The organism is Rhizobacter sp. Root404, assembly GCF_001425865.1.
In the GTDB taxonomy this organism is placed as follows: Bacteria; Pseudomonadota; Gammaproteobacteria; order Burkholderiales; family Burkholderiaceae_C; genus LMDS01.
The window spans coordinates 1,336,008-1,360,493 of the sequence record NZ_LMDS01000005.1; the positions used below are offsets into that span (position 1 = coordinate 1,336,008).

The 24,486-nt window shown below is 68.7% G+C and carries 23 protein-coding genes; 2 read left to right on the forward strand and 21 right to left on the reverse strand.

Annotation, left to right across the window (positions count from 1 at the left end):
• Positions 1-18: 18 nt before the first annotated feature.
• Positions 19-789: an exodeoxyribonuclease III gene (gene xth / locus ASC76_RS20280; protein WP_056471217.1), complete on the forward strand. Its 771-nt coding sequence runs from the start codon at positions 19-21 to the stop codon at positions 787-789.
• A 6-nt stretch (positions 790-795) separates the two neighbouring features.
• Here xth and ntrC read toward each other — a convergent pair whose 3' ends face one another.
• The 18 genes from ntrC to ASC76_RS20370 all read right to left on the reverse strand — a co-directional run bounded on the left by ntrC (position 796) and on the right by ASC76_RS20370 (position 20,323).
• Positions 796-2,313 carry a nitrogen regulation protein NR(I) gene (gene ntrC / locus ASC76_RS20285; protein WP_056470591.1) on the reverse strand — a complete coding sequence of 506 codons (1,518 nt, stop codon included), beginning with the start codon at positions 2,311-2,313 and terminating at the stop codon, positions 796-798.
• A 58-nt stretch (positions 2,314-2,371) separates the two neighbouring features.
• The gene (gene glnL / locus ASC76_RS20290; protein WP_082549315.1) at positions 2,372-3,394 is read right to left on the reverse strand and encodes a nitrogen regulation protein NR(II); all 1,023 of its coding nucleotides are present in this window, start codon (positions 3,392-3,394) and stop codon (positions 2,372-2,374) included.
• A gap of 112 nt (positions 3,395-3,506) precedes the next feature.
• Positions 3,507-4,007 (reverse strand): hypothetical protein, encoded by a 501-nt coding sequence (locus ASC76_RS20295; RefSeq protein WP_082549316.1) that lies wholly within the window; start codon positions 4,005-4,007, stop codon positions 3,507-3,509.
• Between the two features lie 144 nt (positions 4,008-4,151).
• Positions 4,152-5,567: a type I glutamate--ammonia ligase gene (gene glnA, locus ASC76_RS20300; protein ID WP_056470598.1), complete on the reverse strand. Its 1,416-nt coding sequence runs from the start codon at positions 5,565-5,567 to the stop codon at positions 4,152-4,154.
• 242 nt (positions 5,568-5,809) lie between these two features.
• A complete protein-coding gene (locus ASC76_RS20305; protein ID WP_056470601.1) occupies positions 5,810-6,604 on the reverse strand; it encodes a molybdopterin-binding protein in 795 nt (264 codons plus the stop codon).
• On the reverse strand, positions 6,601-7,533 hold the full coding sequence (locus ASC76_RS20310) for an EI24 domain-containing protein (protein ID WP_056470603.1): 933 nt from the start codon (positions 7,531-7,533) through the stop codon (positions 6,601-6,603). Before ASC76_RS20310 ends, ASC76_RS20305 begins: the two co-directional genes overlap by 4 nt.
• Positions 7,534-7,543: 10 nt before the next feature.
• On the reverse strand, positions 7,544-8,842 hold the full coding sequence (locus ASC76_RS20315) for a YncE family protein (RefSeq protein ID WP_056470606.1): 1,299 nt from the start codon (positions 8,840-8,842) through the stop codon (positions 7,544-7,546).
• A gap of 41 nt (positions 8,843-8,883) precedes the next feature.
• On the reverse strand, positions 8,884-9,762 hold the full coding sequence (locus tag ASC76_RS20320) for a creatininase family protein (RefSeq protein WP_235580524.1): 879 nt from the start codon (positions 9,760-9,762) through the stop codon (positions 8,884-8,886).
• 22 nt (positions 9,763-9,784) lie between these two features.
• On the reverse strand, positions 9,785-10,945 hold the full coding sequence (locus ASC76_RS20325; protein ID WP_056470610.1) for a glycosyltransferase: 1,161 nt from the start codon (positions 10,943-10,945) through the stop codon (positions 9,785-9,787).
• A gap of 120 nt (positions 10,946-11,065) precedes the next feature.
• Positions 11,066-11,344: a hypothetical protein gene (locus ASC76_RS25575; protein WP_157615885.1), complete on the reverse strand. Its 279-nt coding sequence runs from the start codon at positions 11,342-11,344 to the stop codon at positions 11,066-11,068.
• Positions 11,345-11,364: 20 nt separating this feature from the next.
• Positions 11,365-12,288, reverse strand: a complete 924-nt coding sequence (locus tag ASC76_RS20335; protein WP_082549318.1) for a phosphotransferase — start codon at positions 12,286-12,288, stop codon at positions 11,365-11,367.
• A gap of 8 nt (positions 12,289-12,296) precedes the next feature.
• Entirely contained in the window at positions 12,297-13,115 is an 819-nt protein-coding gene (locus tag ASC76_RS20340; RefSeq protein ID WP_056470615.1) for a TIGR00266 family protein, read from the reverse strand.
• A gap of 178 nt (positions 13,116-13,293) precedes the next feature.
• Complete coding sequence (locus ASC76_RS20345; protein WP_056470617.1) at positions 13,294-13,959, reverse strand: HAD family phosphatase; 666 nt, start codon at positions 13,957-13,959, stop codon at positions 13,294-13,296.
• The gene (locus ASC76_RS20350; protein WP_056470621.1) at positions 13,960-15,330 is read right to left on the reverse strand and encodes an aldehyde dehydrogenase family protein; all 1,371 of its coding nucleotides are present in this window, start codon (positions 15,328-15,330) and stop codon (positions 13,960-13,962) included.
• A 27-nt stretch (positions 15,331-15,357) separates the two neighbouring features.
• Positions 15,358-16,158, reverse strand: coding sequence for a gamma-glutamyl-gamma-aminobutyrate hydrolase family protein (locus tag ASC76_RS20355; RefSeq protein ID WP_056470623.1), 801 nt, complete (start codon positions 16,156-16,158; stop codon positions 15,358-15,360).
• 1 nt (position 16,159) lies between these two features.
• Positions 16,160-17,299: an iron-containing alcohol dehydrogenase gene (locus ASC76_RS20360; RefSeq protein ID WP_056470626.1), complete on the reverse strand. Its 1,140-nt coding sequence runs from the start codon at positions 17,297-17,299 to the stop codon at positions 16,160-16,162.
• Between the two features lie 40 nt (positions 17,300-17,339).
• Positions 17,340-18,932 carry an ABC transporter substrate-binding protein gene (locus tag ASC76_RS20365; RefSeq protein WP_056470628.1) on the reverse strand — a complete coding sequence of 531 codons (1,593 nt, stop codon included), beginning with the start codon at positions 18,930-18,932 and terminating at the stop codon, positions 17,340-17,342.
• Positions 18,933-18,934: 2 nt separating this feature from the next.
• Positions 18,935-20,323 carry a glutamine synthetase family protein gene (locus ASC76_RS20370; protein ID WP_056470631.1) on the reverse strand — a complete coding sequence of 463 codons (1,389 nt, stop codon included), beginning with the start codon at positions 20,321-20,323 and terminating at the stop codon, positions 18,935-18,937.
• Positions 20,324-20,368: 45 nt separating this feature from the next.
• Between ASC76_RS20370 and ASC76_RS20375 the strand changes: the two genes are divergently transcribed.
• Positions 20,369-20,542 carry a hypothetical protein gene (locus tag ASC76_RS20375; RefSeq protein ID WP_200947183.1) on the forward strand — a complete coding sequence of 58 codons (174 nt, stop codon included), beginning with the start codon at positions 20,369-20,371 and terminating at the stop codon, positions 20,540-20,542.
• A 7-nt stretch (positions 20,543-20,549) separates the two neighbouring features.
• Here the strand turns inward: ASC76_RS20375 and ASC76_RS20380 are convergent, their stop codons facing one another.
• Genes ASC76_RS20380 through ASC76_RS20390 form a run of 3 tightly spaced genes read right to left on the reverse strand, consistent with a single transcriptional unit; the run spans position 20,550 to position 24,484 of the window.
• Positions 20,550-21,653: a 2-aminoethylphosphonate--pyruvate transaminase gene (locus tag ASC76_RS20380; RefSeq protein ID WP_056470634.1), complete on the reverse strand. Its 1,104-nt coding sequence runs from the start codon at positions 21,651-21,653 to the stop codon at positions 20,550-20,552.
• Between the two features lie 22 nt (positions 21,654-21,675).
• A complete protein-coding gene (locus ASC76_RS20385; RefSeq protein ID WP_056470636.1) occupies positions 21,676-23,397 on the reverse strand; it encodes a putative 2-aminoethylphosphonate ABC transporter permease subunit in 1,722 nt (573 codons plus the stop codon).
• A 28-nt stretch (positions 23,398-23,425) separates the two neighbouring features.
• Complete coding sequence (locus ASC76_RS20390; RefSeq protein ID WP_056470640.1) at positions 23,426-24,484, reverse strand: putative 2-aminoethylphosphonate ABC transporter ATP-binding protein; 1,059 nt, start codon at positions 24,482-24,484, stop codon at positions 23,426-23,428.
• Positions 24,485-24,486 lie beyond the last annotated feature (2 nt).

Here is a 24,486-nt window from a genome sequence, read left to right on the forward strand (position 1 = left end):
GTGTCGATAATGGGCGCCATGAAGATCGCCACCTGGAACGTCAACTCCCTCGCGGTGCGGCTGCCGCAGCTGATCGACTGGCTCGCACTGCACCAGCCCGACGCGCTGTGCCTGCAGGAAACCAAGCTGGCCGACGACAAGTTCCCGCACGCCGAGATCGCGGCGGCCGGCTACCAGGTCCACTGGTTCGGGCAGAAGACGTACAACGGTGTCGCACTGCTGAGCAAGTCGGTCGCGACCGACGTGGTGCGCAACATCCCCGGCCACGACGACGCGCAGGCGCGCGTGATCGCCGCGACGGTCGACGGCGTTCGCCTGATCTGCGCCTACGTGCCGAACGGCCAGTCGGTCGAGAGCGAGAAGTTCCCGTACAAGCTCAAGTGGCTGGAGGCGCTGCGCGACTGGGTCGCGACCGAACTCGCGGTACACCCGCAGCTCGCGCTGCTCGGCGACTACAACATCGCCCCCGAGGACCGCGACGTGCACGACCCGGTGATGTGGGCCGGCCAGGTGTTGTGCACGCCGGAGGAGCGTGCGCATTTCAAGGCCCTGCTCGCGCTTGGGCTGCACGATTCGTTCCGGCTGTTCGATCAGCCGCCGAAGCAGTACAGCTGGTGGGACTACCGCATGCTCGGGTTCCAGAAGAACAAGGGCCTGCGGATCGACCACATCCTGGTCAGCGAGGCGCTGAAACCGCGGGTCCGCAGCGTCGTGATCGACCGGCCGACGCGCAAGAACGAACGGCCCAGCGACCACGCGCCGGTGATCGCCGAACTGTCCTTCGACTGAGCGCTGTCAATCGTCCAGGCCGAGCTCCTGGATCTTGCGGGTGATGGTGTTGCGGCCGATGCCGAGCTTCTGCGCCGCCTCGATGCGGCGGCCGCGCGTGATCTCGAGCGCGGTGCGGATCAGCTGCGCCTCGAACTTGTGGGTCAGCGTGTCCCAGACCTGCGGGTCGCCGGCCTGCAGCAGCCCGCGCGCCTCCTGCTCGAGCCCGCCCAGCCATTGCGGGCCGAGCGGCAGCAGCGCGGGATTCGGGGCCGGTGCGGGTGCGATCTGCGTCGGTGTGCCGGACAGCGGTGCAGGCGGCGCCTCGACCGGTGTGGCTTCCCGAACGGCGGCGCGCGCCGGTGCAGTCGCCGCTGCGTCGGCGACGACGTTCTCCGCGGCCAGTTCGGGCGGCAGGTCCTTGGCCTCGATCATCTGCGCCGGCGCCATCACGGTGAGCCAGTGGCAGATGTTCTCGAGCTGCCGCACATTGCCCGGGAAGTCGAAGCGCATCAGCCGCGCGAGCGCCGAATCGGTGATGCGCTTGGCCTCGACGCCGAGTTCCTTCGCGCTCTTCTGCAGGAAGAAGCGGGTCAGCGAGGGCACGTCCTCGGCACGCTCGCGCAGGGCCGGCAAGCGCAGCCGGATCACGTTGAGGCGGTGGAACAGGTCTTCGCGAAACGCGCCGGCCTTGACGCGATCCTCGAGGTTCTGGTGCGTCGCGGCGATCACGCGCACGTTGCTGCGCATCGGGTTGTGACCGCCGACGCGGTAGTACTGGCCGTCGCTCAACACCCGCAGCAGCCGGGTCTGCAGGTCGAACGGCATGTCGCCGATCTCGTCGAGGAACAGCGTGCCGCCATCGGCCTGCTCGAAGCGGCCACGGCGCGTGGTCTGCGCGCCGGTGAAGGCGCCACGCTCATGTCCGAACAGTTCGGACTCGAGCAGATCCTTCGGAATCGCCGCCGTGTTGATCGCGACGAACGGGCCGCTGGCGCGCGGGCTGTGCTTGTGCAGCGCGTTCGCGACCAGTTCCTTGCCCGAGCCCGATTCGCCGGTGATCAGCACGGTGACGATGCTCTGGCTGAGCCGGCCGATCGCGCGGAACACGTCCTGCATGGCCGGCGCCTGGCCGAGCATCTCGGGCATCTGCGCGGCCTTCTCGTCGCGCACTTCCTCGCGCAGGCTTTCGTCGACCGCGCGGCGGATCAGCTCGACGGCCTTGGGCACGTCGAACGGCTTCGGCAGGTATTCGAAGGCGCCGCCCTGGAACGCGCTGACGGCGCTGTCGAGATCGGAGTACGCGGTCATGATGATGACTGGCAGGGACGGCATGCGCTCGCGCACCTTGGCCAGCAGCTCGATCCCCGAGCCGCCCGGCATGCGGATGTCCGAGACGAGCACCTGCGGCTCGTCGTCGTCGAGTGCATTCAGCACATCGCGCGCGTTGGTGAAGCTGCGTACTGCGAATTCCTCGCGCGCCAGCGCCTTCTCCAGCACGAAGCGAATGGATTGGTCGTCGTCAACGATCCAGATGGGTTTCATGCCCTGCCCTGCGTTTTCCGTCTGCTCATCGGCGGCTGCGCTCGTGGCGCCTGGCCGCTCAAGGTAGCGGAATGACAATCTTGAATATCGTCTTGCCCGGTTCGCTTTCGCATTCGATCGTGCCGAGGTGTTGCTGCACGAAGGTCTGCGCCAGCGTGAGCCCAAGTCCGGAACCGCCATCCCGACCCGACACCAGCGGGTAGAAGATGCGATCGCGGATGGACTCGGGCACGCCCGGGCCGTTGTCCTCGATATGCAAGTCCAGTGCCAGACGATAGCGCTGCTTGCCCAGCGTCACCTGGCGCGCGATCCGGGTGCGCAGCAGGATGCGGGCGTCGCCATCGGCGATGCGCTCGCCCAGCGCCTGCGCCGCGTTGTGCGCGATGTTGAGCACCGCCTGGATCAGCTGTTCGCGGTCGCCGCGGAAATCGGGGATCGAGATGTCGTAGTCGCGCTCGATCGCCAGACCGCGCGGGAACTCGGCCTGTATCAGCGCGCGCACGCGTTCGCACACCTCGTGGATGTTCACGTCGCTCACCACATGCGGCTTGCGGTGCGGCGCCAGCAACCGGTCGACCAGCGCCTGCAGCCGATCGGCCTCGCTGATGATGACCTGCGTGTATTCGTGCAGCGCCCGCGATTCGACTTCCATCTCGAGCAGCTGCGCCGCGCCGCGGATGCCACCGAGCGGGTTCTTGATCTCGTGCGCGAGGTTGCGGATCAGCTCCTTGGTGACCTGCGCCTGGCCGAGCGCGCGCTCCTCGCGGTCCTGCCGGGTCTGCTGCTCGATCTCCACCAGCTCGACGACGACGTTCGGCGAGCCGTCCATCTGGTTCACGATCACGTGCACCGGCAACGGGTCGCCATGCAGCGCGCCCGGTCGTCGCAGATGGGCTTCGAGGCGGCTGGTCGCGTACTCGTTGCGGCTGACCGCGACCACCGTGTCCTGCAGGCGTTGCGAGTCGACGAACCAGTCGAACACCAGGCCGCGCTGCACGCTGCGGCGCGACAGGCCCAGCACGCTCTCGAATGACGCGTTCGCGAACACGCACTGGCCGTCGACGCCGACGATCGCGACCATCGTCGCGAGGTGATCGAATGCGGCGAAGGCCGTGGCTGGCGGCGCCGGTGCGGCCGCCGCCGGCGCGAACAGGCGCCTCACGGGCGCGCCCGCAGCAGGGTGGTGGCGGCGCTCACTGCGGCTGCTTGGCGATCTCGCGCTTCAGCGCGGCGATGTCGCTTTCCTTGCGGCCGATGGCCGACTTCATGTCGGCGACGCGATCGAGGTACTTCTGGTAGTTCTTCTCGTTGCCCTGGCGCTCGGGCTCGCCGTTGTTGTACTCGGCCTTCATCGTCGCGAGACGGTCTTCCTCGCGCTTGAGCTCGGCCTCGAGGATACGGCGGGCATCATTGTCGCGGGCCCGCTGGTCGGCGGGGTCGACGCGCGTGCCGGCCGGACCGGACGTCGCCGCGGGCGCCGTCGGCGCGCGCGGCTTGACGCTCTGGATCACCGTGACCGGCGCGTTCTCGAGCACCTTGCAGCCCTTGTCCTTGGCTTCCTTGGCGCTGATGGTGTTGCTGTAGTTGTTGCCCGGGCACTTGTAGGTCACGTTCGCATCGGCGGCGAGAGCCGGTCGCGCGGACGTCAGCATGACCATCAGTGCGGCGGCGAACAACGGGGCGGTGAACTTCATGCGTGCGGTCTCCTGGGCTGGCAACGCGGCGCAGCGAGGCGGCGCCGACAGGACCAGAGTCGATTGTCGCGCAGCTTGTTCCGCTCCCAAGCAAAAGGGACGGCCCGTGCCGTCCCTTTGTCATCGGCCGAATCGGCCCGCGCTTTACAGCGTGTAGTACATGTCGAACTCGACCGGGTGCGTGGCCATGCGGAAGCGCGTCACTTCCTGCATCTTCAGGTCGATGTAGGCGTCGAGGTAGGCGTCGGTGAAGACACCGCCCTTGGTCAGGAACGCGCGGTCCTTGTCCAAATACTCGAGCGCCTGGTCGAGGCTGTGGCACACCGTCGGGATCATCTTGTCCTCTTCCGGCGGCAGGTGGTAGAGGTCCTTCGTCGCGGCTTCGCCCGGGTGGATCTTGTTCTCGACGCCGTCGAGGCCGGCCATCAGCAGCGCCGCGAACCCCAGGTACGGGTTCATCAGGGGATCCGGGAAGCGCGCTTCGACACGGCGGCCCTTCGGGTTCGCGACGTGCGGGATGCGGATCGAGGCCGAGCGGTTCTTCGACGAGTACGCGAGCTTGACCGGCGCTTCGAAGCCCGGGACCAGGCGCTTGTACGAGTTGGTGCCCGGGTTGGTGATGGCGTTCAGCGCGCGTGCGTGCTTGATGATGCCGCCGATGTAGAACAGCGCGAATTCGCTCAGGCCGGCATAGCCGTCACCGGCGAACAGGTTCTTGCCGTCCTTCCAGACGGACTGGTGCACGTGCATGCCCGAGCCGTTGTCGCCGACGATCGGCTTGGGCATGAAGGTCGCGGTCTTGCCGTAGCTGTGGGCGACGTTCTGGATCACGTACTTCTGCAGCTGGACCCAGTCGGCGCGCTGCAGCAGCGTGCTGAACTTGGTGCCGATTTCCATCTGCGCCTGCGCGACCTCGTGGTGGTGCACTTCGCAGGGGATGCCCAGCGATTCGAGCACCAGGCACATCTCCGAGCGCATGTCCTGCATGCTGTCGATCGGCGGGGTCGGGAAGTAGCCGCCCTTGACCGCCGGCCGATAGCCGGAGTTGCCGTGCTCGTAGACCTTCTTGGTGTTCCACGAGGCTTCTTCGGAGTCGATCTCGGCGAAGCAGCCCGACATGTCGTTGCCCCAGCGCACGCTGTCGAAGACGAAGAACTCGGGTTCGGGGCCGAAGAAGGCGGTGTCGCCCAGGCCCGACGCTTTCATGTACGCCTCGGCGCGCTTCGCCAGCGAACGGGGGTCGCGCTCGTAGGGCTTGCCGTCGCCCGGCTCGACCACGTCGCAGGTCAGGATCAGCGTCGGCTCTTCGAAGAACGGGTCGATGTTTGCGGTGTTCGGGTCGGGCATCAGCTGCATGTCCGACGCTTCGATGCCCTTCCAGCCGGCGATCGAGGAGCCGTCGAAGGCGTGGCCCGACGTGAACTTGTCTTCGTCGAAGTGCGACACCGGCACGCTGACGTGTTGCTCTTTGCCGCGGGTGTCGGTGAAACGGAAGTCAACGAACTTGACCTCGTTCTCTTTCACCATCTTCATCACGTCGGCAACGGTCTTGCTGGCCATCTGGAACTCCTGGGTGGAATTGTTTTCGGTAGGTGATCGGGGCGATCGGGACTGCGTACTCGGCCTTCAAAAGGCCCGGTCACAGGCCCAAAAAACGCGCACAGGAATGTAGCAGAAAGCATGCCCGCAACAGGCCGCCACGAGCCTCGCAACGCCCCGGGCCACGAGGGGCGGAGGCTGCAGAACGATGCACGCGGAGTCGCGCAAGTTTGGTGCGTGCGAACGCACCAAAATAGGAGCGACTATCGCACCAATTCGGGGCCCAGCGTCGCGCCGTGCTCGGCCAGCCCCGCGAGCAGCACGCGGTACGCCGCATCGAGCCGATCGGCCTGGCCCTTCACGCCGAGTTCGATGTGGCGACCGTATTCAGGGTGATCGACGCTCGGCAGGCTGAACACCTTCACGCCATCGAAGGCGGCCTCGATGCGCTCCATCAGCGGGGTGAGCGTGGCCTCCATCGCGCCGAACACGATCACCGATTTCTCGCGCTGACCCCCCTGCCCCTGCAGCCCCGCGTACTGGTGGTCGAGCACCCACTCGATCATCGGCCAGGCCATCACCGGAAAGCCCGGCACGAAGTGCACGTGGCCGACGCTGAAGCCGGCGATCTTGTTGTACGGGTTCGGGATGATCTGCGCGCCTTCCGGGAACACGCCCATGTTGAGCCGGTGCACGTTGTCGTGCCGGTCCGGCTCGAACGGGATGCCCTGCTCCCTCGCGGTATCTCGCATGCGTTCGAGGATCAGGTCGCGTGCCTGCGGATGCAGCGCGAGCGGTCGGCCCAGCGCCGCGGCCGCGCATTGGCGGGTGTGGTCGTCGGGCGTGGCGCCGATGCCGCCGCACGAGAACACCACGTCGCCACTCGCGAACGCGTGGCGCAGGTCGGCAGTGATCCGGGCCGGATCGTCGCCGACGTAGCGCGCCCAGCTCAGCGCCAGGCCGCGCGCACCGAGCAGCTCGATCACCTTGGGCAGGTGCTTGTCGGCGCGTTTGCCCGAGAGGATTTCATCGCCGATGATGATCACGCCGAAGTTCATGTGCGGTTCCAGGGTGGGTTCGGGGGCGCGCCGGCGCTGTCGGCCGGGGCCTGCGGGATCAAGCGCGCATCTTCGATGACTTCGAGGTCCCGCGGCCCACCGCCGCGCACCGGCGGGAGCACCTCGACCGGCTCGCGCTCGCGACGCAGCACCTGCAACGCGGACAGCGCGAAGTGGGCGAACCACAGCGCGGAGAACGCGAACACCAGCGTGTAGATCCAGATCGCCACCGGCACCAGCACCGGCGCGAACACGATCGCGATCGCGCCCGAGGCCCACACCACCGACGGCGCCGCGCCAAGGTAGCCGGTCATCACGCCCATGCCCAGCAGCGTGCTGCGGTGGCGCCGCACAAGCTCGCGGCGTTCGTCGGCACTGGCGTGTTCGGCCAGCACGTCGTAGGTCATCACGCGGTAGGTGAGCCAGCCCCAGATCAGCGGCGGCAGGATCAGCACCAGCGGCGGCACGAACCACAGCGGGATCGACACCACCAGCGCGATCAGCGCCGCCACGGTGGCCCACAGCGCGCCGAACGTGCTGCCGACGAACGAGCCGCCGTGCTTGCGTTCCAGCAGCGGGAAGCGCCGGTTCGCGACCAGCGTCAGCATCGCCGGCGTCATGAACGCGGCCACCAGCAGCAGCGACAGGACGACGATCACCGGCGTGGTCAGGAACACCACGACCATCGGCGCGAGCACGGCCTTCAGCCCGGCCAGGCCCCAGCCCTCGAGCCACCCGATCATCGTCTTCAGGAGGGCCCAGGACTCGAAGGTCGCGCGCACCGCGTCGATCGCCGATTCCCAGAAGAAGTAGCCGAGGCCGAGCGCCAGGCCGGCCATCAACACCAGCGGCAGAAGCGACAGGACGATGACCCGCGGGTGCAGGCAGTACGCCGCCGCGCGCCAGAACGAATCGAACAGAAGCTTCACGGGCGGTTCGTCAGCGCATGTTGCCGGTGTGGCCGAGCGAGTAGCGGCCTGGCTGCGGCCACACGGTCAGCCCGTGCGGCTCGGCGCCGACCTTGATCTGCTGGACCGCCCCGGTCGCGGTGTCGAAGCGGTAGATCACATCGTCGTAGCGGGCGGCGAGCCAGAGGTACTTGCCGTCGGCGCTGACGTTGCCCATGTCCGGGCTGCCGCCGCCTGGCACGCCCCAGCGCGCGACCACCTTCTCGGTCGCGAAGTCGATCACCGTGACGCCTCCGTCGCCGAGCTTGGGCCCGCGGATCGCGTGCGAGCCGCGGTTCGCCACGTACAGGCTCTTGCCGTCGCGGCTCGGGTACAGGCCGTGCGCGCCTATGCCGGTGGCGATGAAGCCGACCTTCTTGAACGATTCGACGTCGACGATGTGCACGCCGTCGGCATGCATGTCGGCGATGTAGACGCGCTTGCCGTCAGGTGAACTCCGGATGTCCTGCGGCATGCCCTTCGAGACGGTGCAGATCTCGGTCTCGCCGGGCTCCCAGGGCTTCCCCGCCTCGACGCGCGGCGCGCCCTTGGTCTCCTTGAAGCGCGTGGCCGGCATGTCCAGGCGCAGGTAGCCGAGCACCTTGCGCTCGACCAGGTCGATCCTCACCAGCGTGCCGGAGAACTCGCAGGTGAAGATGACCGTGCGCCCGTCGATCGCGAAGTCGGCGTGGTTGATCCCGGGGCAGCCGGGGGTGTCGATCGAGAACTGCATCGCCATCGTCTTCGGGTCGCGGAAGTCGAGCCGCTTGCGCGCCTCGGCGACGACGATGGCCGACTTGCCGTCCGGCGTGAAGTACATGTTGTACGGGTCGTCGACATTGACCGGTTTGCCCGGCTTGCCGGTGCGCGGATCGATCGGGGTCAGGCTGCCGTCGGTGCGGCCCTCGGCATTGTTGGTGACCCACAGCGTGCGCAGGTCGTAGGACGGCACGATGTGCTGCGGCCCGATGCCGACCTTGAAGCGATCGACGACCTTCATCGCCTTCGGGTCGACCACGTAGACATCGTTCGAGCGCAGGTTGGGCACGTAAATCCGTTCCGGATCGTCGGCCAGCGCAGCGCCGACCTTGCCGGCGGCCGTTTCGCTGTAGAGGTTGCGCGCATCGACGACCGCCGGCATGCCGGGCAACGGCGCGAGCGCCGCGGCTGCCGCCGGCTTCACGGCCGCAGCCTCGGGGCCTGCGCCCTGCACCTGGCTTGCCACCAGCACGCCCATCACCGCGAACAGGCCGACGGTCCAGGCCGCAGCTTCCTTCAATGCAAATTTCATCTGGGCATTCCGTGTCGAGAATTGAGAAGTGTCGAGAGGATTCAACGCGCCCGCGTGGCGTCGCGGATGACCTGCACCGAGCGGTCGATCTGGCGCTCGACCCCGAGCCGACCGAGCTCGGCCGTCGCGCGCCGCGGGTCACCGTGAACGCCGTCGCGGGGCCCGGCCGTCGCGGCCTGTTCGAAAGCGTCGGTTCGGACCATCGTGGGGTCGATCGCCAGCATCAGCGCGGTGTCCGCCAGGCCCGCGTGGCTGCCGATCTCGTCGCTGCGAAGGCCCTTGGCCTTGAGCGCCTCGACGAAATCGGTCTGGGTCACGCGATAGTAGTCGACCAGCGCCAGCACCCGACACCCCGGCTGCCCCGCCCATTCGCGGTTCAGCTTGGCCGCCACGCGCTCCAGGCTCTTCTGGTAGCCGCCGTGGTCGCCCAGCAGCACGACATCGCGAAAGCCGTGCTGACGGAAGCTGCGCGCCGTCGCTTCGAGCACCGCCTCGAACACCGGCTCGGGGATCGAGATCGTGCCGGTGAAGCGCATGTGTGCGGCGGGCGGCGTGATGGCGCCCTCGGGCACGTAGGCGAGCGTCGGCGCGACCACGGCATTGCCCAGGCGCTGCGCGATCCGCCCGGCGATGACCTTCGCCCGCTGATTGTGTTTGCCGAGCGCCAGCTGCGGGCCGCTCTGTTCGGTGCCGCCGATCGGGACGAGCACGGTCGTCGCACCGGCATGCACGCGATCGCGCAGTTCGGTCCAGGTCAGTTCCTCGAGGTACGGGCTGGTGGGGGGCGGTGCGGCCAACGCGCCGCGGCTCGCGACCGCCAGCACGACCAGGCAGGCGAGCATCGCCCGGCCGAACGGCAACCCTCGGCGGGGCAGGAGACGGGTCGGGACAGGCAACATCGCGGCGGAGCGGGTGGGCAACCCGGAAGTGTAAGAGGCGCGCCTAACGCTCGAGGACCTGGTCGCGCACCCAGTCGCGTCGGACCCGGTGCATGGCCTCGATCGTCGCCCCCTGAGCGACCTCGACCAGGCGCCGGCGCAGTGCGGGGCGATCCGCCGAATTCAACAACGCGGTCAGACAGTGCGCCAGCGAGTCGACGTCGCCGCGCCGGTACAGCAGTTCGGGCGGCAGGCCGAGGCTGCGGTAGGGCAAGGAATCGGGGCAGACCGGCAGGCAGCCCTGGCTGATCGCGTCGAAGATCAAGCGCGGCTGCTCGTCATTCAGGTTGGTCAGCAGCACCACGTCGACCTGCCGCAGGAACGCGAAGAATTCGTCGGGGTACGGCAGAGCACCCACGAAGCGGATGGGCACGTCGATCGGCGTCGCCGCCGCTTGTGCGCGCAACGCCGCCTCTTCGGGCCCGACGCCGGCGATGTCGAGTTCGAACGGCACGCCCGGCAGCCGCGCAGCCAGCGGCGCGAGCACCTCGATCGCCTGATGGATGCCCTTCATCCGCTCCAGCCGGGCCGCCGCGCACAGCCGCCAGTGGTGGTCCGACGGTGGCTCGGGCCGCGCGGGGGCGATGTCGGACTGGCGGATCCAGCTGGCCGTACCGACCAGGACCCGACGCTGGCCCGAGCCGATCAGCCGGCGCAGGCCTTCGCCGACCAGGAACACCCCGCCAGCCCGGGCGGCCAGGTAGCGTTGGCTGACCCGGATGCTCACGCTGCGCGCCCAGGCACGCCAGCGGCGCAGCAGACCGGCACGCGCCGCATTCATCAGCTCGGTGCGGGCACGGTCGCTCGAGATGCCGACGATCGCCGCCTTGCCCGCCCGGCGCGCTGCCCGCATCAGGCGTCGTGCCGGCGCCGAGGCGCGCCAGCCGAAGTTCCCGGGGACCTGGACGACATCGCAGCGTTCGAGCAACGCCTGAAGATCACGGTCCGACAACTGCGCCGGGTCGACCACGCGGATGCCTTCGGGCAAGGGTTGAAGCGACACCTCGGCCTGCGGCCACGCGCCCATCACCGGCGCCAGCAGCACGAGCTCGGTCACCGCCTCGACCTGGGCTTGCAGATCCCGCGCCCACAAGTCCAGCGTCATCGACTCGGTGCCGCGGCGCACGACGGGGATCGATGTCAGCAGCGCGAGGCGGTAGCTCATGGGACCACCCCGCGAACCGGTGGGTTCGCGGGAAGAATTTTCATCACCGTGTCGTATGACGCAGATACAACCGGTGACAAACACGCAAGATCGGCTACGCTACGACCGTGTATCAGAAAGTTACTCCTTTGGAGAATCATCGTGTTTCGCCAACTCCAGCTTTTCGCCCTGCACAGCCGCCTTCGCCGCGTTGAAGCCGCGCTGGATCGCCTGCAGGTCCGGTACACGACGGCTTGCCGCGTCGGTGGCGATCTCGCCGCGCAGCGCCTGCAGCACGAGTTCGAGAATCTGGCGATCGACCAGGCGATGGTCGCACACCGCATTCAGCGCCTGGCGCCGCCGACCAGCGGCGCGAACCCGCGCACGTTGCTGCCGCTGCGCGGTACCGGCCGGGCTCACAGCGCGGTCTGACGGCGCCCTCACCGCGCCGCGGTGAGATACCGGTGGCACACCGCGGCGGTCTGCGCGAACTGCGCGGCCGGCCACTCTCCCAGGTTCAGGCTGAGGTGCCCGAGCGCGCTCGCAAGGTGGTGATTGGCCATCGAGGGATCGCATCCCAAAGCCTCGCAGTGCGCTGCGACGGTGCGCCTGGCCCCCGCAGGCGCCACCCCCAGCGACATCGCGACCCGCACCAGGTCGTACATGCCATGGCCTTCGCTGCGTGCGCCTGCCCAGTCGATCACGTAGAAGGGCGTCCCGCTTCCCGGATGCGGGCGACGCAACAGGTTGCCCGCCCAGAGGTCGTTGTGGGCCAGCACGGTGCGCGGGCGCCAACGGCCGGCCGCCAGTGCCTCGCGGGCTGCCGCGGCAGCGTCACGCACGCTGGCGTCGACCGTCTGGTTCGCGGCCAGCGCCTCGAGCGGCTGTGCGAACAGCGCGTCCGACTGCGCGTCGTCGACGGGTGAGGCGGTGCGCCGGGTCACGGCGTGCAACCAATCGAACACCGGTGCCGCCAGCCGCCAGCGCTGCCAGCGCGAGATCCAGCGGTTCGTGCTGAGCGGCCGGCAGAACGCCGTGACGGTGTAGCTCGCGCCGTCCGACTCGCCGACATGCAACGGCGTCAACACGGTCGCGCCCAGTTCGCCGCCGAGGCGTCGGCTGGCCTCGAACGCGCTGGCCGCGGCCTGCGCGGCCGCGCGCGGAAATTCCGGGGGCGACAGCACGACGAACGCGATCGGCTGCCCGCCGCGGCTGAACACGATGAACTTGTCGCAGTGGTCCTCGACCAGGCGGCGCAACGCGACCGCGCTCACCTGACCCAGCCCGCCGCGGTCGCGCAGCAACTGGTCGAGGGTCGCCAGAACGTCGGCAGGAAGTTGTGGGGAGAGACTGACCTCGGGCACGCGCGGACCTAGTCGTCGTCGCCGCCGCCCAGCACGCTGCCGAGCAGCCCGCCGACCGCCAGGCCGCCCAACACGGAGCCCTCTTCACGCGAACCACCGCGCTGCGGCGCCGCGGCGAACACGCGCGACGCGAGCCGCGAGAACGGCAGGCTCTGCAGCCACACGGTGCCGGGACCGGTCACCTTGGCGAAGAACAGGCCCTCGCCGCCGAACAGCGCGGTCTTGACCTTGCCGACGTACTGGATCTCGAAATTCACGTTCGGCGTCATCGCGACAAGGCAACCGGTGTCGACGAGCAGGGTCTGGCCCGCCCGCAGTTCGCGCTTCACCACCGTGCCGCCGGCGTGCACGAAGGCCAGGCCGTTGCCCTCGAGCTTCTGCATGATGAAGCCCTCGCCGCCGAAGAAGCCGACCGACAGCTTCTGCTGGAAGTAGATGCCGAGCGACACGCCGCGCGCCGCGCACAGGAAGGCGTCCTTCTGGCAGATCAGCGTACCGCCGAGCGCGGTCAGGTCCATCGGCAGGATCTTGCCCGGGTACGGTGCGGCAAATGCCACCCGCAGCTTGCCCTGGCTCTGGTTGGTGTAGACCGTGGTGAACAGCGACTCGCCGGTGACCAGGCGCTTGCCGGCCCCGAGCAGCTTGCCGAACAGGCCCCCACCGCCGCCGCCCGAGCCATCGCCGAACACCGTGTCCATGCCGATGCCGGCGTCCATGAACATCATGCTACCGGCTTCGCCGACGGCCGCTTCGCCCGGGTCGAGCTCGACCTCGACGAACTGCATCTCGGCGCCACGGATCTCGTAGTCGACCACGTCCATTGCCATCTCTTCTTCCTCCTGTCGCTCGCTATTCTTGTCCCTGGCACTCGCCAGACCGGGGCGCAGCATAACGGCTGTCGCGCCGAAGGCATGCAAAGACCGCACCATCCGTGTCCCGTGGGCACGGTAGCGCATCGCTGCGAGGCGAGGTAACGGAGGTTGTCAGAGGCCGGGCGCGCCGCTTTCAGCGGGCCAGACGCAGTACGGGCCAGCCGGCCGCGGCGGCGTGGCGGTGCAGCGCGGCGTCCGGATCGACGACGGTCGGTTCGGCGACCGCGCTCAGCAGCGGCAGGTCGTTCGCCGAGTCGCTGTAGAAGACCGCCTCGCGCATCAGCGAGTCCGGCAGCGCCTGTTCCGCGAGCCACGCAAGCAGGCGTTCGACCTTGCCCTCCCGCATGTTCAGCACGCCGGCGGTGCGGCCGGAACACCGACCGTCGACCAGTTCGACCTCGGTCGCCAGCAGATCATCGATCCGCAGATGGCGCGCCGTCATGCCGGTCAGCACGCGGTTGGTGGCGGTCGTCAGCACCAGCCGGTCGCCGCGCGCGCGATGCGCCGCCACCAGCGCATGGGCCGCGGGCGGAATGCGCGGGGCGATCACCTCGGCGAGAAAACGGTCGCACCACGGACGCCACTCGGCCGGCGAGCGGCCCGCCAGCGTGGACACGTAGAACTCGCAGAAATCCTGCGCGCTGACGCTGGCCTCGGCGTAGCGCCGCGCCATCTCGGCATTGCGCGGCGCGAACTCGGCGCGGTCCAGCACGCCCTGGTCCATCAGGAACTCGCACCAGAGCACGTCGCTGTCGCCGGACAGCAGCGTGTGGTCCAGGTCGAACAGCGCCAGGCGCATTCAGGGTCGACGCAGGTGCCAGGCGCGGGGTCGCGTGAAGGTCTGCAGGCCGAGCGTCGACAGCGTGAGGCCCACGCCCGAATCGCCGTGACCGGACCAGGGCAGGCGCGGGCTCACCCGGTCGCAGCAGTTCCAGTAGACCGTGCCGGCGTTGACCTTGGACAGGATCGCGGTGGCGCGCGCTTCGTCCTTCGTGAACACGCCGGCCGTCAAGCCGTAGCGCGTGTCGTTCATCAGCGCCAGCGCCTCGGCGTCGCCGCTGACCTTCTGGATGCCGATGATCGGGCCGAAGCTCTCCTCGCGCATCACGTCCATCGTGTGGTCGACGCGGCTCAGTACCGTGGGCTCGAACCAGTTGCCGGGGCGGTCGGTCAGGCGGCGGCCGCCGGTCAGCAGTTCGGCGCCCTTCGCGCGGGCGTCGGCCACCTGCGCCTCGAGCACCGCGATCTGCGGCGCACGCGCGATCGCGCCGATGTAGGTGTCCTCGCTGGCCGGATCGCCGATCACGAAGCCATTGACCGTGTCGACGAAAGCCGCGACGAACGCGTCGTGGATGCGCTCGTGCACGTAGATGCGCTCGACCGAGCAGCAACTCTGGCCCGTGTTGTACATCGCGCCGTCGGCCAGCGATTCGGCGGCGGCCTTCACATCCGCGTCGTCCGCCACGTAGGTCGGGTCCTTGCCGCCGAGCTCGAGCTGCAGCTTGATGAAGCGCGGCCCGACCGCTGCGGCGATGCGCTGGCCGGTCGCGTGCGAGCCGGTGAAGAACACGCCGTCGATCCGCTGCTCGAGCAGGGCCGCACCGACCGCACCGCCGCCGACCAGCGGCACGAACACGTCGAGCGGCACGCCCGATTCGTGCAGCAGCCGGGCGATGTGCAGGCCCGTCAGCGTCGAGAATTCGGAGGGCTTGTAGAGCACCGCGTTGCCGGCCAGCAGCGCAGGCACGAAGACGTTGCCGCCGACGAAGTACGGGTAGTTCCAGGCCGAGATGTTGACGACGACGCCGAGCGGATCGAAGCCCAGCACCTCGCGCGTGCTGCCGTCGTCGTGCAGCTGCTGCGCGCCGATCGACGCCTCGGCCTGCGCGAGGAAGAAGTCGATGCGCGGCAGCAGACCGTTGACCTCGTTGCGCGACTGGCGGATCGGCTTGCCCACCTCGGCGGTCAACGTGGCGGCCAGGGCTTCCACCTCGGACGCCAGCGCGACGCGGAAGCGCTGCAGGATCTCCATGCGCTCGCGCAGCCCGAGTGCGGCCCAGGCCGGTTGGGCGGCACGCGCCGCCGCGGCCCGCTCGCAGACGATGGCGGGCGTGGCTTCGGGCACTTCGGCCAGCGGCGCGCCGGTCGCGGGGTTGTGGATCTTCAGCATGGGTGGACTCGTCGAGAAGGTGAGAGGTCAGGCCTCACGGCACGCACGCGCGGTCGCGAGGAAATCCTGCAGGATCGGGCTGCCGTCGAGCTGGGTCTTGTCCAGCGGCGTGAGCGCCAGGAACTCGGGGTGCCATTGCATGCCGAACACGTAGCTCGGCCCGCGCCAGCGGATCGCCTCGACGATGCCGTCGGGCACGCCGAGCGCCTCGACGACCAGGTCGCGGCCCAGGTCCTTCACCGCCTGGTGGTGGATCGAGTTGATCTTGGCCTGCTTCACGCCCGGGTACATCTGCGCGAGCTTGGTGCCCTGGATCAGGTTCACGTCGTGCAGCGCGCGCTCGTACAGGTCAGCGTCGCGGTGCGAGATCGCCTGGGTGACCTGGGTCGGGATGTCCTGGAACAGCGTGCCGCCGAGCGCCACGTTGATCAGCTGGCATCCGCGGCAGATGCCGATCACCGGCTTGCCGGCGGCGACGAAAGCGTTGAACAGGTCGATCTCGTAGCGGTCGCGCACGCGGTCGCCGGCCCACTCGGGCGTCAACGGGGTCTCGCCGTAGCTCTCGGGCGCCACATCCGCGCCGCCCTGCAGCACCAGACCGTCGAGGTGCTCGGCATACGAGCTCAGGCTCATCTCGCTGCGCTGGATCAGCCCCTCGCTCTCGATCGCCGGGATCATCACTGCGAGCACGTCCTTCGCGAGCACCCAGTGCGCGACCGATTGCTCGAGGTAGTGCAGCGTCTTGGTGTAGACACCGCCCAGGTCGAGCACCGGGCCGACCGGGTGGTGGATGCGTGCCGAGATGCCGATGATCAGGGGCCTGGCCATCTCAGAACGCCTCCGTGAAGAAGCGCTCGAAGTCCGCCGCGGTACAGGCGCGTGGATTGGTCGCGTGGCAGCCATCGGCCGTGGCGATCTCCACCAGCCGGCCGAACTGCTCGCGCTTGACGCCGACCGCCGCCAACCCCGGCGCGATGCCGATCTGGTGCTTCAGGTGCGCCAGCCACGGCACGAATCCGCTGGCCGACGACACGCCGACCACGTGCGCCAGTTCGGCGAGCTTGTGCGGCACCGTCTCCAGGTTGAAGCTCATCACCGGCTCGATCATCAGCGCGTTGGCCAGGCCGTGGTGCAGGTCGCACACCGTGCCGAGCGCGTGTGCGCAGGAGTGCACCGCGCCCAGGTCCTTCTGGAACGCGATCGCGCCCATCATCGAGCTCATCATCATGTCGGCCCGCGCCTGCAGGTTGCCGGGCTCGCGCACCGCCGTCAGCAACGCACGCGCGCCGATGCGCGTGCCTTCGAGCGCGATGCCGTCGCACAGCGGGTGGTACGCCGGCGACAGGTAGCTCTCGATGTTGTGGGTCAGCGCGTCCATGCCGGTCGCCGCGGTCACCGCGGGCGGCAGGCCGAGCGTGAGCTCGGGGTCGGCGAACACGACCTCGGCGAGGATCGCCGGCGAGAAGATCACGCGCTTGACGTGCGAGGCCTCTTCGCTGATCACGCTGCTGCGGCCGACCTCGCTGCCGGTGCCCGAGGTGGTCGGCAGCGCGATGAAATACGGCAGTGTGGCGGCGTCGATCGGGCGGACGTGCGGGTAATCCCACACGTACTCCATCACGTCGCCGGGGTGCGTGGCGAGCAGGCCGACGACCTTGGCTACGTCGAGCGCGGCACCGCCGCCGACGCCGATCACGCAGTCGGCCGCGTGCGCCTTGTACGCGGCGGCGCCGTTCATCACCTGGCTGCCGGTCGGGTTGCCGAACACGCCGCCGTAGACGGCGACGCTCAGGCCGGCCGCCTCCAACCCGGCCTGCAGCTCGGCCATCAGTGGCAGCGCGGCCAGGCCCTTGTCGGTGACGATCAGCGGGCGTTTCAGGCCCTGCTCGCGCAGGTGCGGTCCCGCGAGGGCGCGCGCACCGGCGCCGAAGTGGATCGTCGTCGGGAAGGAAAACTTGATGATGCTCATGGCGGTGTGGATGGTGCGGCCCGTCGGGCGATGGCGTGGATTATTGAACCCGCGCCCAGCGCAGCTCGGTGTAGTCGGTCGGCCACTGCACGACCGTGACCTTCTTGTTCATCGCCCAGTTGAGCGAGCGGCGGTAGAGCGGGATGAACGGCAGGTCGTCATGGACCATCCGCAGCGCGACGCCGACCATCGCGCGCCGTCGGGTCAGGTCGGGCTCGACGCGCATGCCGTCGATCAGCAGGTCCAGCTTCGGGTTGCTGTAGCGGCCGGCGTTGAAGGTGCCGCCGCCCGACTTGTCCCAGGTGCGGAACAGCGCGTTCAGCGACGCCCACGCGTCCGGGTTCGGCGTCCAGCCGAACTCCATGAAGCTCGCGGTGGCGCCCGTGAGCTTGGGGAAGAACTGGTTGGTCGCCGAGGTGCGCAGGCTGGCGCGGATGCCGACCTTGGTCAGCATCGCCGTCATCGCCTGGCACACCGCCTCGCGCCACGGCACGTTGACGCAGTCGAGCGTGACCGAGAAACCGTTCGGGTAGCCCGCCTCGGCGAGCAGGGCTTTCGCGCGCACCGGGTCGTACGGCAGGCGCTTGTCCAGTTCGGCCGGGGATCCATCGACCTTCGGCGACAGGAACGCGCCGGTCGGCACGCCCTGCCCGCGCAGCACCTTCTGCGCGATCAGGTCGACATCGAGCGCGTGGTAGACCGCGCGGCGCACGCGCAGGTCCTTGAACGGGTTGCGCGGCTGGCCGCCGATCCGGGCGTCGCTGCCCTCGAGTTCGTCGCGCGCCTGGTCGAACGTCAGGTACTGCTGGCCGAGGTCGACGGTCTGCATCAGCTTGATCGCGCCCTCGCGCTTCAGGCGCTCGATGTCCTGGTACGGCGGGTCGAGCACCAGGTCGATCTCGCCCGAGACCAGCGCCGCCAGCCGAGTCGCGTCGGAGCGGATCGCGACCAGCGTCACCTCGTCGACATTGCCGGAGCGCTTGTCGCCCCAGCCCCACCAGCGCGGGTTGCGCTGCAGCACGGTGCGCACGTCGGGTTCGAAGCGCTCCAGCCGGTACGGGCCCGTGCCGTTGGCGTTGCGCACGGCGAAGGTCTCCTGCTTGCCGTTGAAGTCCTGCGCCTTCTCGACCTTGTTCGCGACGCTCCAGGCCCGGCTCATCATCGCCAGCCCCTGCAGCTTCTCTGGCAGCACCGCGTCGGGCGCGTCGAGCACGAACTCGACCGTCAGGTCGTCGACCCGGCGTGCCGCCTTCACGCCCTTGAGCTGGAACGAGCGCTGCGAGGTGGCCCCGAGCGCGCGCTCGATCGAGAACACCACGTCGTCGGCGGTGAACGGCGTGCCGTCGTGGAACAGCACGCCCGGGCGCAGCTTGAAGCGCCAGGTGGTGGGGCCGGTGGCCTGCCACGACAAGGCCAGCGACGGCTCGGGCCGGAACAGCGCATCGCGGTTCACCAGCGATTCATACACCTGGGTGTAGACCCGCGTGTGGTACAGCAGCGCGACGGCGTGCGGGTCCATCGTCTGCGGGTCGAACGCGCTGGCAATGCGCAGCGTCACCGCGCCGGCGATAGGCGCCGCGGCGATCAGCGCCACGGCGAACAGATGGCGAACGCGGCTGAACAGGCGCGGCATCGTCAGATGATCTCGAAGTAGCGCTTCAGTTCCCAGTCGGTCACGCCGTCCAGCCACTGGCGCCACTCCCACTCGCGGGTGGCAGCGAAATGGTCGACGAAGTCGTCGCCGAACCAGTCCCGGGCCACGTCGGACTGCCTGAACACCTGCGTCGTCTCGATCAGCGTGCGCGGCGCGCGCGGGATGTCGTCCGCGCCCTGGTTGGTGCCGGTGATCGGCGGCTGGGTCAGCTTCAGGCCCTGCTCGACGCCGTGCAGCCCGGCCGCGATCACCGCGGCCATCGCGAGGTACGGGTTCACGTCGGCGCCGGGGCAGCGGGTCTCCAGGCGCGTGGCCTTCGGGCTGCCGGCGATCACGCGGAAACTCGCGGTGCGGTTGTCCATCCCCCAGGTCGGTTTGACCGGCGCCCAGAAGCCATCGACCAGGCGCTTGTAGCTGTTGATGGTCGGCCAGAACATCGGCGCCATCTCCATCAGGAAGCCGCACTGCCCCGCGAGGTAGCTCTCGAATAACTTGCTCATCTTGCGCGGCGATTTCGCATCGAAGAACAGGTTGGTCTTGCCATCCGACAGGCTCTGGTGGATGTGACCGGAGCAGCCTGGCAGCTGCTGGTTCCACTTCGCCATGAAGCTGGGCATCACGCCGAAGCGCGCGCCGATCTCCTTGGCGCCGGTCTTGAACAGGATCGCGCGATCGGCCTGCTCCAGTGCCTCGCCGAACGCGATCGCGACCTCGTACACGCCCGGCCCGGTCTCGGTGTGCAGCCCCTCGATCGGCACGCCGAACAGCGGCATCTCGTCCATCAGCGCCTTGAAGAACTCGCGCTTGTGGTTCATGCGCAGCAGCGAGTAGCCGAACATACCCGGCGTGATCGGCTCCGGGCCGACGCCCTGCTTGGCCGCCCAGCTCTGCGGCGTCTCGGCGAAGTTGAACCACTCGAATTCCATGCCCGCCATCGGCAGCACGCCGAGCTTCTCGGCGCGCTTGAGCACGCGCTTGAGCGTCTGGCGCGGGCAGATCGGCGACGGCTCGCCGGCCGGGGTCACGAAGTCGCCGAGGAAGAACGGCACGCCATCGTCCCACGGCACGTTGCGGAAGGTGTCGAGATCGAGCCGCGCGAGCGCGTCCGGAAAGCCGTGCTGCCAGCCGGTCAGCGTGGCGTTGTCGTAACAGTGGTCGTTGGCATCCCAGCCGAACACCACGTCGCAGAAGCCGAAGCCGCCGTTCGGGTGCGGTTGCGCCGCGCCGAGGAACTTGTCGATGTGCAGGTACTTGCCGCGCAGGATGCCGTCGATGTCGCTGACCGCGACCTTGACCTTGCCGGTGCCGGATTCGCGCACCGCCCTCAGCGCGGGATGCTCGGCCGAATTGTTCGCTCGCTTGTTCGCCATGGGCTGCCCTTTGATCGATCACACGATACTATTTGCGCTGCCTCGGTGCACACGCGCGCGCTGAGAGAAGGCAGCACGCTGAACAAGCAGCTCCGCCTGTGGCTGACCGACTACGCTCACCCGATCCCATTGCGGCAGTACGAAGCTGCGATGACCGGCTTGCGCGGCAAGTTGGTCGTGGGTCGCAAGCTGACGCGCGACGAGATGAACCGGCGTTGACGACCATTCAACGCGCCCAGACCAGCGCGCGCATCGCGTCGGCCACCGCGTTCACCGCCTGCTGCATCTCGTTGCGCCCGATCGCGCCGATGCAGCCGACGCGGAAGGTCTCCACCTCCGTCAGTTTGCCCGGGTAGAGGATGAACCCGCGGCGCTTGGCCTCGGCATAGAACGCCTTGAAGTCGTAGCCGGCGACCGCCGGCGCATGGAAGGTGACGATGATCGGCGCCTGCAGCGCCGGCGCCAGGAAGGGCTTGAAACCGAGCCCCTTCATGCCCTCGATCAGCGTCGCGCAGTTGTCGGCATAGCGCGCCAGGCGGGCGGGCTGTCCGCCCTCCTCGTCGAACTGCTTCAGCGCCTCGCCCAGCGCCGCGACCACGTGCGTCGGCGGCGTGAAGCGCCACTGGCCGGTCTTCTCCATGTAGGCGTGCTGGTCGAACAGGTCCATCGCCAGCGAGTGCGAGTTGTTCTCGCAGGCCGCGAGGGCAGCCTTGCGGATGAACACGAAGCCCATGCCGGGCACGCCCTCCAGGCACTTGCCGCTGGCGGCGACGAGCGCGTCGAACGTGACGGCACGCGCGTCGATCGGCAGCGCCGCGAACGAGCTCATCGCGTCGATGATCAGGCCCTTGCCGTGGCGCCGGCACACGTCGCTGACCGCCTGGAGCGGGTTGAGCACGCCGGTGCCGGTCTCGCAATGGATGAAGCCGACGTGGGTGATGCTGGGATCGGCGCGCAACTTCGCATCGAGCGCTTCCGCCGAGACGGCTTCGTCCTCGGGGTGCGCCATGATCGTCGTGCGCCGGCCCATCAGTGTGGCGACCTTGCCGAGCCGCTTGCAGTACGCACCGTTGTCCAGCACCAGCAGGTGGCCGTCGCGCGGCACCAGCGTCGCGACCGCGGCTTCGACCGAGAACGTGCCGCTGCCCTGCAAGGGCACGACGACGTGCGAATCGGCGCCGTCGATGATTGCGATCAGCCGGCGGCGCAGCTCGGCGGTCATCGCGACGAAATCGGCGTCCCACGAGCCCCAGTCGCGCAGCATCGCGAGCTTGGTGCGCAGCGTGGTGGTCAAGGGGCCCGGGGTCAGCAGGATGGCATCACGGTCCACGGCGTCGTCTCCTTCCTTGTTGTCAGCGGCCGCCGCGCCAGGCCTGGGTCCGGCGGTTGACCCACCAGCCGAGCGCGATGAACAGCAGGGTCACCAGCGTCGAGCCGGCGGTGATCAGCACCGCGCAGGCGGCGGCGGCGCCGGCCTCGCCGGCCTCGTCGAGGTTGAGGATCGCGATCGACGCGACCTTGGTGCTCGGCGAATAGAGGAACACCACCGCCGAGATCGTCGTCATCGCGTTGATGAAGAAGTAGCGTGCGATGTCGAGCAGCGTCGGCGTGCAGATCGGCAGCGTGACGCGCCAGAAAGTCTTGAAGAACGGCACCTTCAGCGACGCCGAGACCGATTCGAACTCGGTGTCCAGCGCCTTCAGCGCCGTCACGGCCGTCAGGTGACCCGTCGTGTAGAAGTGGACGATCGTGCACAGCACCAGCAGCGGCAGCGTCTGGTACAGGCCGTTCAACGGGTTGCCCGGCAGGTTGAAAAAGAAGATGTAGCCCAGCCCGAGCACCAGCCCGGGCACAGCCATCGGCAGCATCGCGAGCAGCCGCACGACCGGGCGCAGTGCGTCCATGCCGCGCGTCTTCTCCAGCATGTAGGCGCCGACGAAGACCAGGATCGTGCCGAAGAACGCCGTGCCGGCCGCGAGCTTCAGGCTGTTGACGAAGGCATCGCCGACCTCGGCGTCGACCAGCCCCATCGTGTAGTGGGTCAGCGTCGGCGCGAGGTTGTAGGGCCAGAAACTCGCGAACGACGCGAACACCGCCATGCCGAGCATCGCGAGCATCAGCGCGGCGATCAGCAGCGCGAAGACCAGCATCGCGATGTCGAAGCCTCGCGCCGGCTTCGGCCGGTACGGCACGGCGCGCGCCGACAGCATCGCGGTCTGCTTGCGGCTGATGGTCCAGTCGACGACGAAGGTGAGCACTGCCGGCGTCAGCAGCAGCAGGCCGACGACCGCGCCGCGCTGGAAATCCTGCTGGCCGATCACCAGCTTGAACACGTCGGTGGCGAGCATGTTGAAGTTGCCGCCGATCACCTTGGGGATGCCGAAGTCGGTCATCACCAGCGTGAAACTGACCAGCGCGGCCGAGATCAGCCCGTACTTCGCGCCCGGCAGCGTGATCGTGAAGAACTTGCGCCGCGTGCCGGTGCCCAGCGCGTCGGCCGCTTCGTACAGCCGCGCGTCGGCCAGCGACAGCGCCGTGACCAGGATCATCAGCGCGTGCGGGAACACCGCGAAGCACTCGGCCGCGACGACACCCGGCGCGCCGTAGATTTCGTTGAACCCGAACGCCTGGATGAAGCCGCGCACCAGACCCTGGTTGCCGAACCAGTAGATCAGCGACAGCGCAGACAGCAGCGAAGGCGCCAGCAGCGGCACCAGCGCGATCGTCCGCAGCGTGCCTTTCAGCGGAATGCAGCTGCGCGTCAACGCATACGCGAACGTGAAGGCCAGCGGCACCGTGATCGCGGTGACGAGCAGCGAGACCCAGACGCTGTTCCACAGCGAGGTCAGCAACGACGGTGTCGCCAGGTAGCTGGTGAAATTGACGAGGCCGACGAAGGCGCCCTGCGGGTCCTGCAGCGACTTGACCAGGATGCTCGCCAGCGGCAACGCCAGGAACACCACCAGCGCCAGCACGATTGCGAACAGCAGCGCGTGCGCGATGCGGTCTGTCCAGTGCGCGCGCTGGCGCAGCGCAGTGGTGCTGGGCGGCGACGGCAAGGCGACGGTGGACATGAAGGCGGCAGCTCGGCGCGGCGGGGCGTCAGAAGAAGCGCATGCGCTCCGGCATCACCCGCAGCGGCAGCCGGCTGCCGACCTCGAGGCTCTGCTCGGCCAGGTAGTTCAAGGACAAGTAGACCGTCAATGGTTGCGGCCCGATCTCGGCCGAGCGCACGCTGACATGGCAGTACGAGCCCAGGAACTCGATCTTCTCGATCGACGCCTCGAACACGTTGGCGTCCCCGGCCGCGATGGGGCGGGCGAGCACGTCCTCGGGGCGCAGGTAGACCTTGACGTCGCGCGCCGCGTCGGCGTCGAGCGTGCACTCGAAGCGGCTCGCGCCGATCTGCAGCGCGCGCCCCGGGTGCAGTCGGCCGGGGAGCACGTTGATCTTGCCGACGAAATCGGCGACGAAGGGCGTGGCCGGGTCGCGGTAGACCTGCATCGGCGTGCCGACCTGCTCGATCACGCCGTGGTTCATCACGACGATGCGGTCGGCTACCGACAACGCCTCCTCCTGGTCGTGCGTGACCATGATGGTGGTCACGCCGAGCTGGTTCTGCAACGCCCGGATCTCCTGGCGCAGCCGCACCCGCTCCAGCGCATCGAGCGCCGACAGCGGCTCGTCGAGCAGCAGCAGCCCCGGCTTGGTGGCGAGCGCGCGTGCGAGCGCGATCCGCTGCTGCTGGCCGCCCGACAGCTGCGCCGGGTACTTCGGCCCGCTGCCGGGCAGGCCGACGAGCTTGAGCAGTTCCTCGACCCGCTTCGCGATCTCGGCCCGCGGCTGCCTGCGGTTGACCAGGCCATAGGCGACGTTGTCGGCCACCGTCAGGTTCGGGAACAGCGCGTACGACTGGAAGACGATGCCGTAGTCGCGCTGCGCCGGCGGCAGCACCGAGATGTCCCGGCCCGCCTGGACGATGCGGCCGGCCGTCTGCGTCTCGAGCCCCGCGATGATCCGCAGCAGCGTCGTCTTGCCGCAGCCCGAGGGACCGAGGAAGCAGACGAACTCGCCCTTCGCGATCGCGAGGTCGACGTCACGCAGCGCCTGGAACGAACCGAAGTTCTTCCGGATGCCCTCCAGGCGCAGGTACTCGCTCATCG

Excerpts from the sequence above, each read along its gene's own strand:
- xth (WP_056471217.1), top strand. The coding sequence starts at position 19 with ATGAAGATCGCCACCTGGAACGTCAACTCCCTCGCGGTGCGGCTGCCG.
- ntrC (WP_056470591.1), bottom strand. The coding sequence starts at position 2,313 with ATGAAACCCATCTGGATCGTTGACGACGACCAATCCATTCGCTTCGTG.
- glnL (WP_082549315.1), bottom strand. The coding sequence starts at position 3,394 with ATGGTCGCGATCGTCGGCGTCGACGGCCAGTGCGTGTTCGCGAACGCG.
- ASC76_RS20295 (WP_082549316.1), bottom strand. The coding sequence starts at position 4,007 with ATGAAGTTCACCGCCCCGTTGTTCGCCGCCGCACTGATGGTCATGCTG.
- glnA (WP_056470598.1), bottom strand. The coding sequence starts at position 5,567 with ATGGCCAGCAAGACCGTTGCCGACGTGATGAAGATGGTGAAAGAGAAC.
- ASC76_RS20305 (WP_056470601.1), bottom strand. The coding sequence starts at position 6,604 with ATGAACTTCGGCGTGATCATCATCGGCGATGAAATCCTCTCGGGCAAA.
- ASC76_RS20315 (WP_056470606.1), bottom strand. The coding sequence starts at position 8,842 with ATGAAATTTGCATTGAAGGAAGCTGCGGCCTGGACCGTCGGCCTGTTC.
- ASC76_RS20325 (WP_056470610.1), bottom strand. The coding sequence starts at position 10,945 with ATGAGCTACCGCCTCGCGCTGCTGACATCGATCCCCGTCGTGCGCCGC.
- ASC76_RS20340 (WP_056470615.1), bottom strand. The coding sequence starts at position 13,115 with ATGGCAATGGACGTGGTCGACTACGAGATCCGTGGCGCCGAGATGCAG.
- ASC76_RS20345 (WP_056470617.1), bottom strand. The coding sequence starts at position 13,959 with ATGCGCCTGGCGCTGTTCGACCTGGACCACACGCTGCTGTCCGGCGAC.
- ASC76_RS20350 (WP_056470621.1), bottom strand. The coding sequence starts at position 15,330 with ATGCTGAAGATCCACAACCCCGCGACCGGCGCGCCGCTGGCCGAAGTG.
- ASC76_RS20355 (WP_056470623.1), bottom strand. The coding sequence starts at position 16,158 with ATGGCCAGGCCCCTGATCATCGGCATCTCGGCACGCATCCACCACCCG.
- ASC76_RS20360 (WP_056470626.1), bottom strand. The coding sequence starts at position 17,299 with ATGAGCATCATCAAGTTTTCCTTCCCGACGACGATCCACTTCGGCGCC.
- ASC76_RS20365 (WP_056470628.1), bottom strand. The coding sequence starts at position 18,932 with ATGCCGCGCCTGTTCAGCCGCGTTCGCCATCTGTTCGCCGTGGCGCTG.
- ASC76_RS20370 (WP_056470631.1), bottom strand. The coding sequence starts at position 20,323 with ATGGCGAACAAGCGAGCGAACAATTCGGCCGAGCATCCCGCGCTGAGG.
- ASC76_RS20385 (WP_056470636.1), bottom strand. The coding sequence starts at position 23,397 with ATGTCCACCGTCGCCTTGCCGTCGCCGCCCAGCACCACTGCGCTGCGC.
- ASC76_RS20390 (WP_056470640.1), bottom strand. The coding sequence starts at position 24,484 with ATGAGCGAGTACCTGCGCCTGGAGGGCATCCGGAAGAACTTCGGTTCG.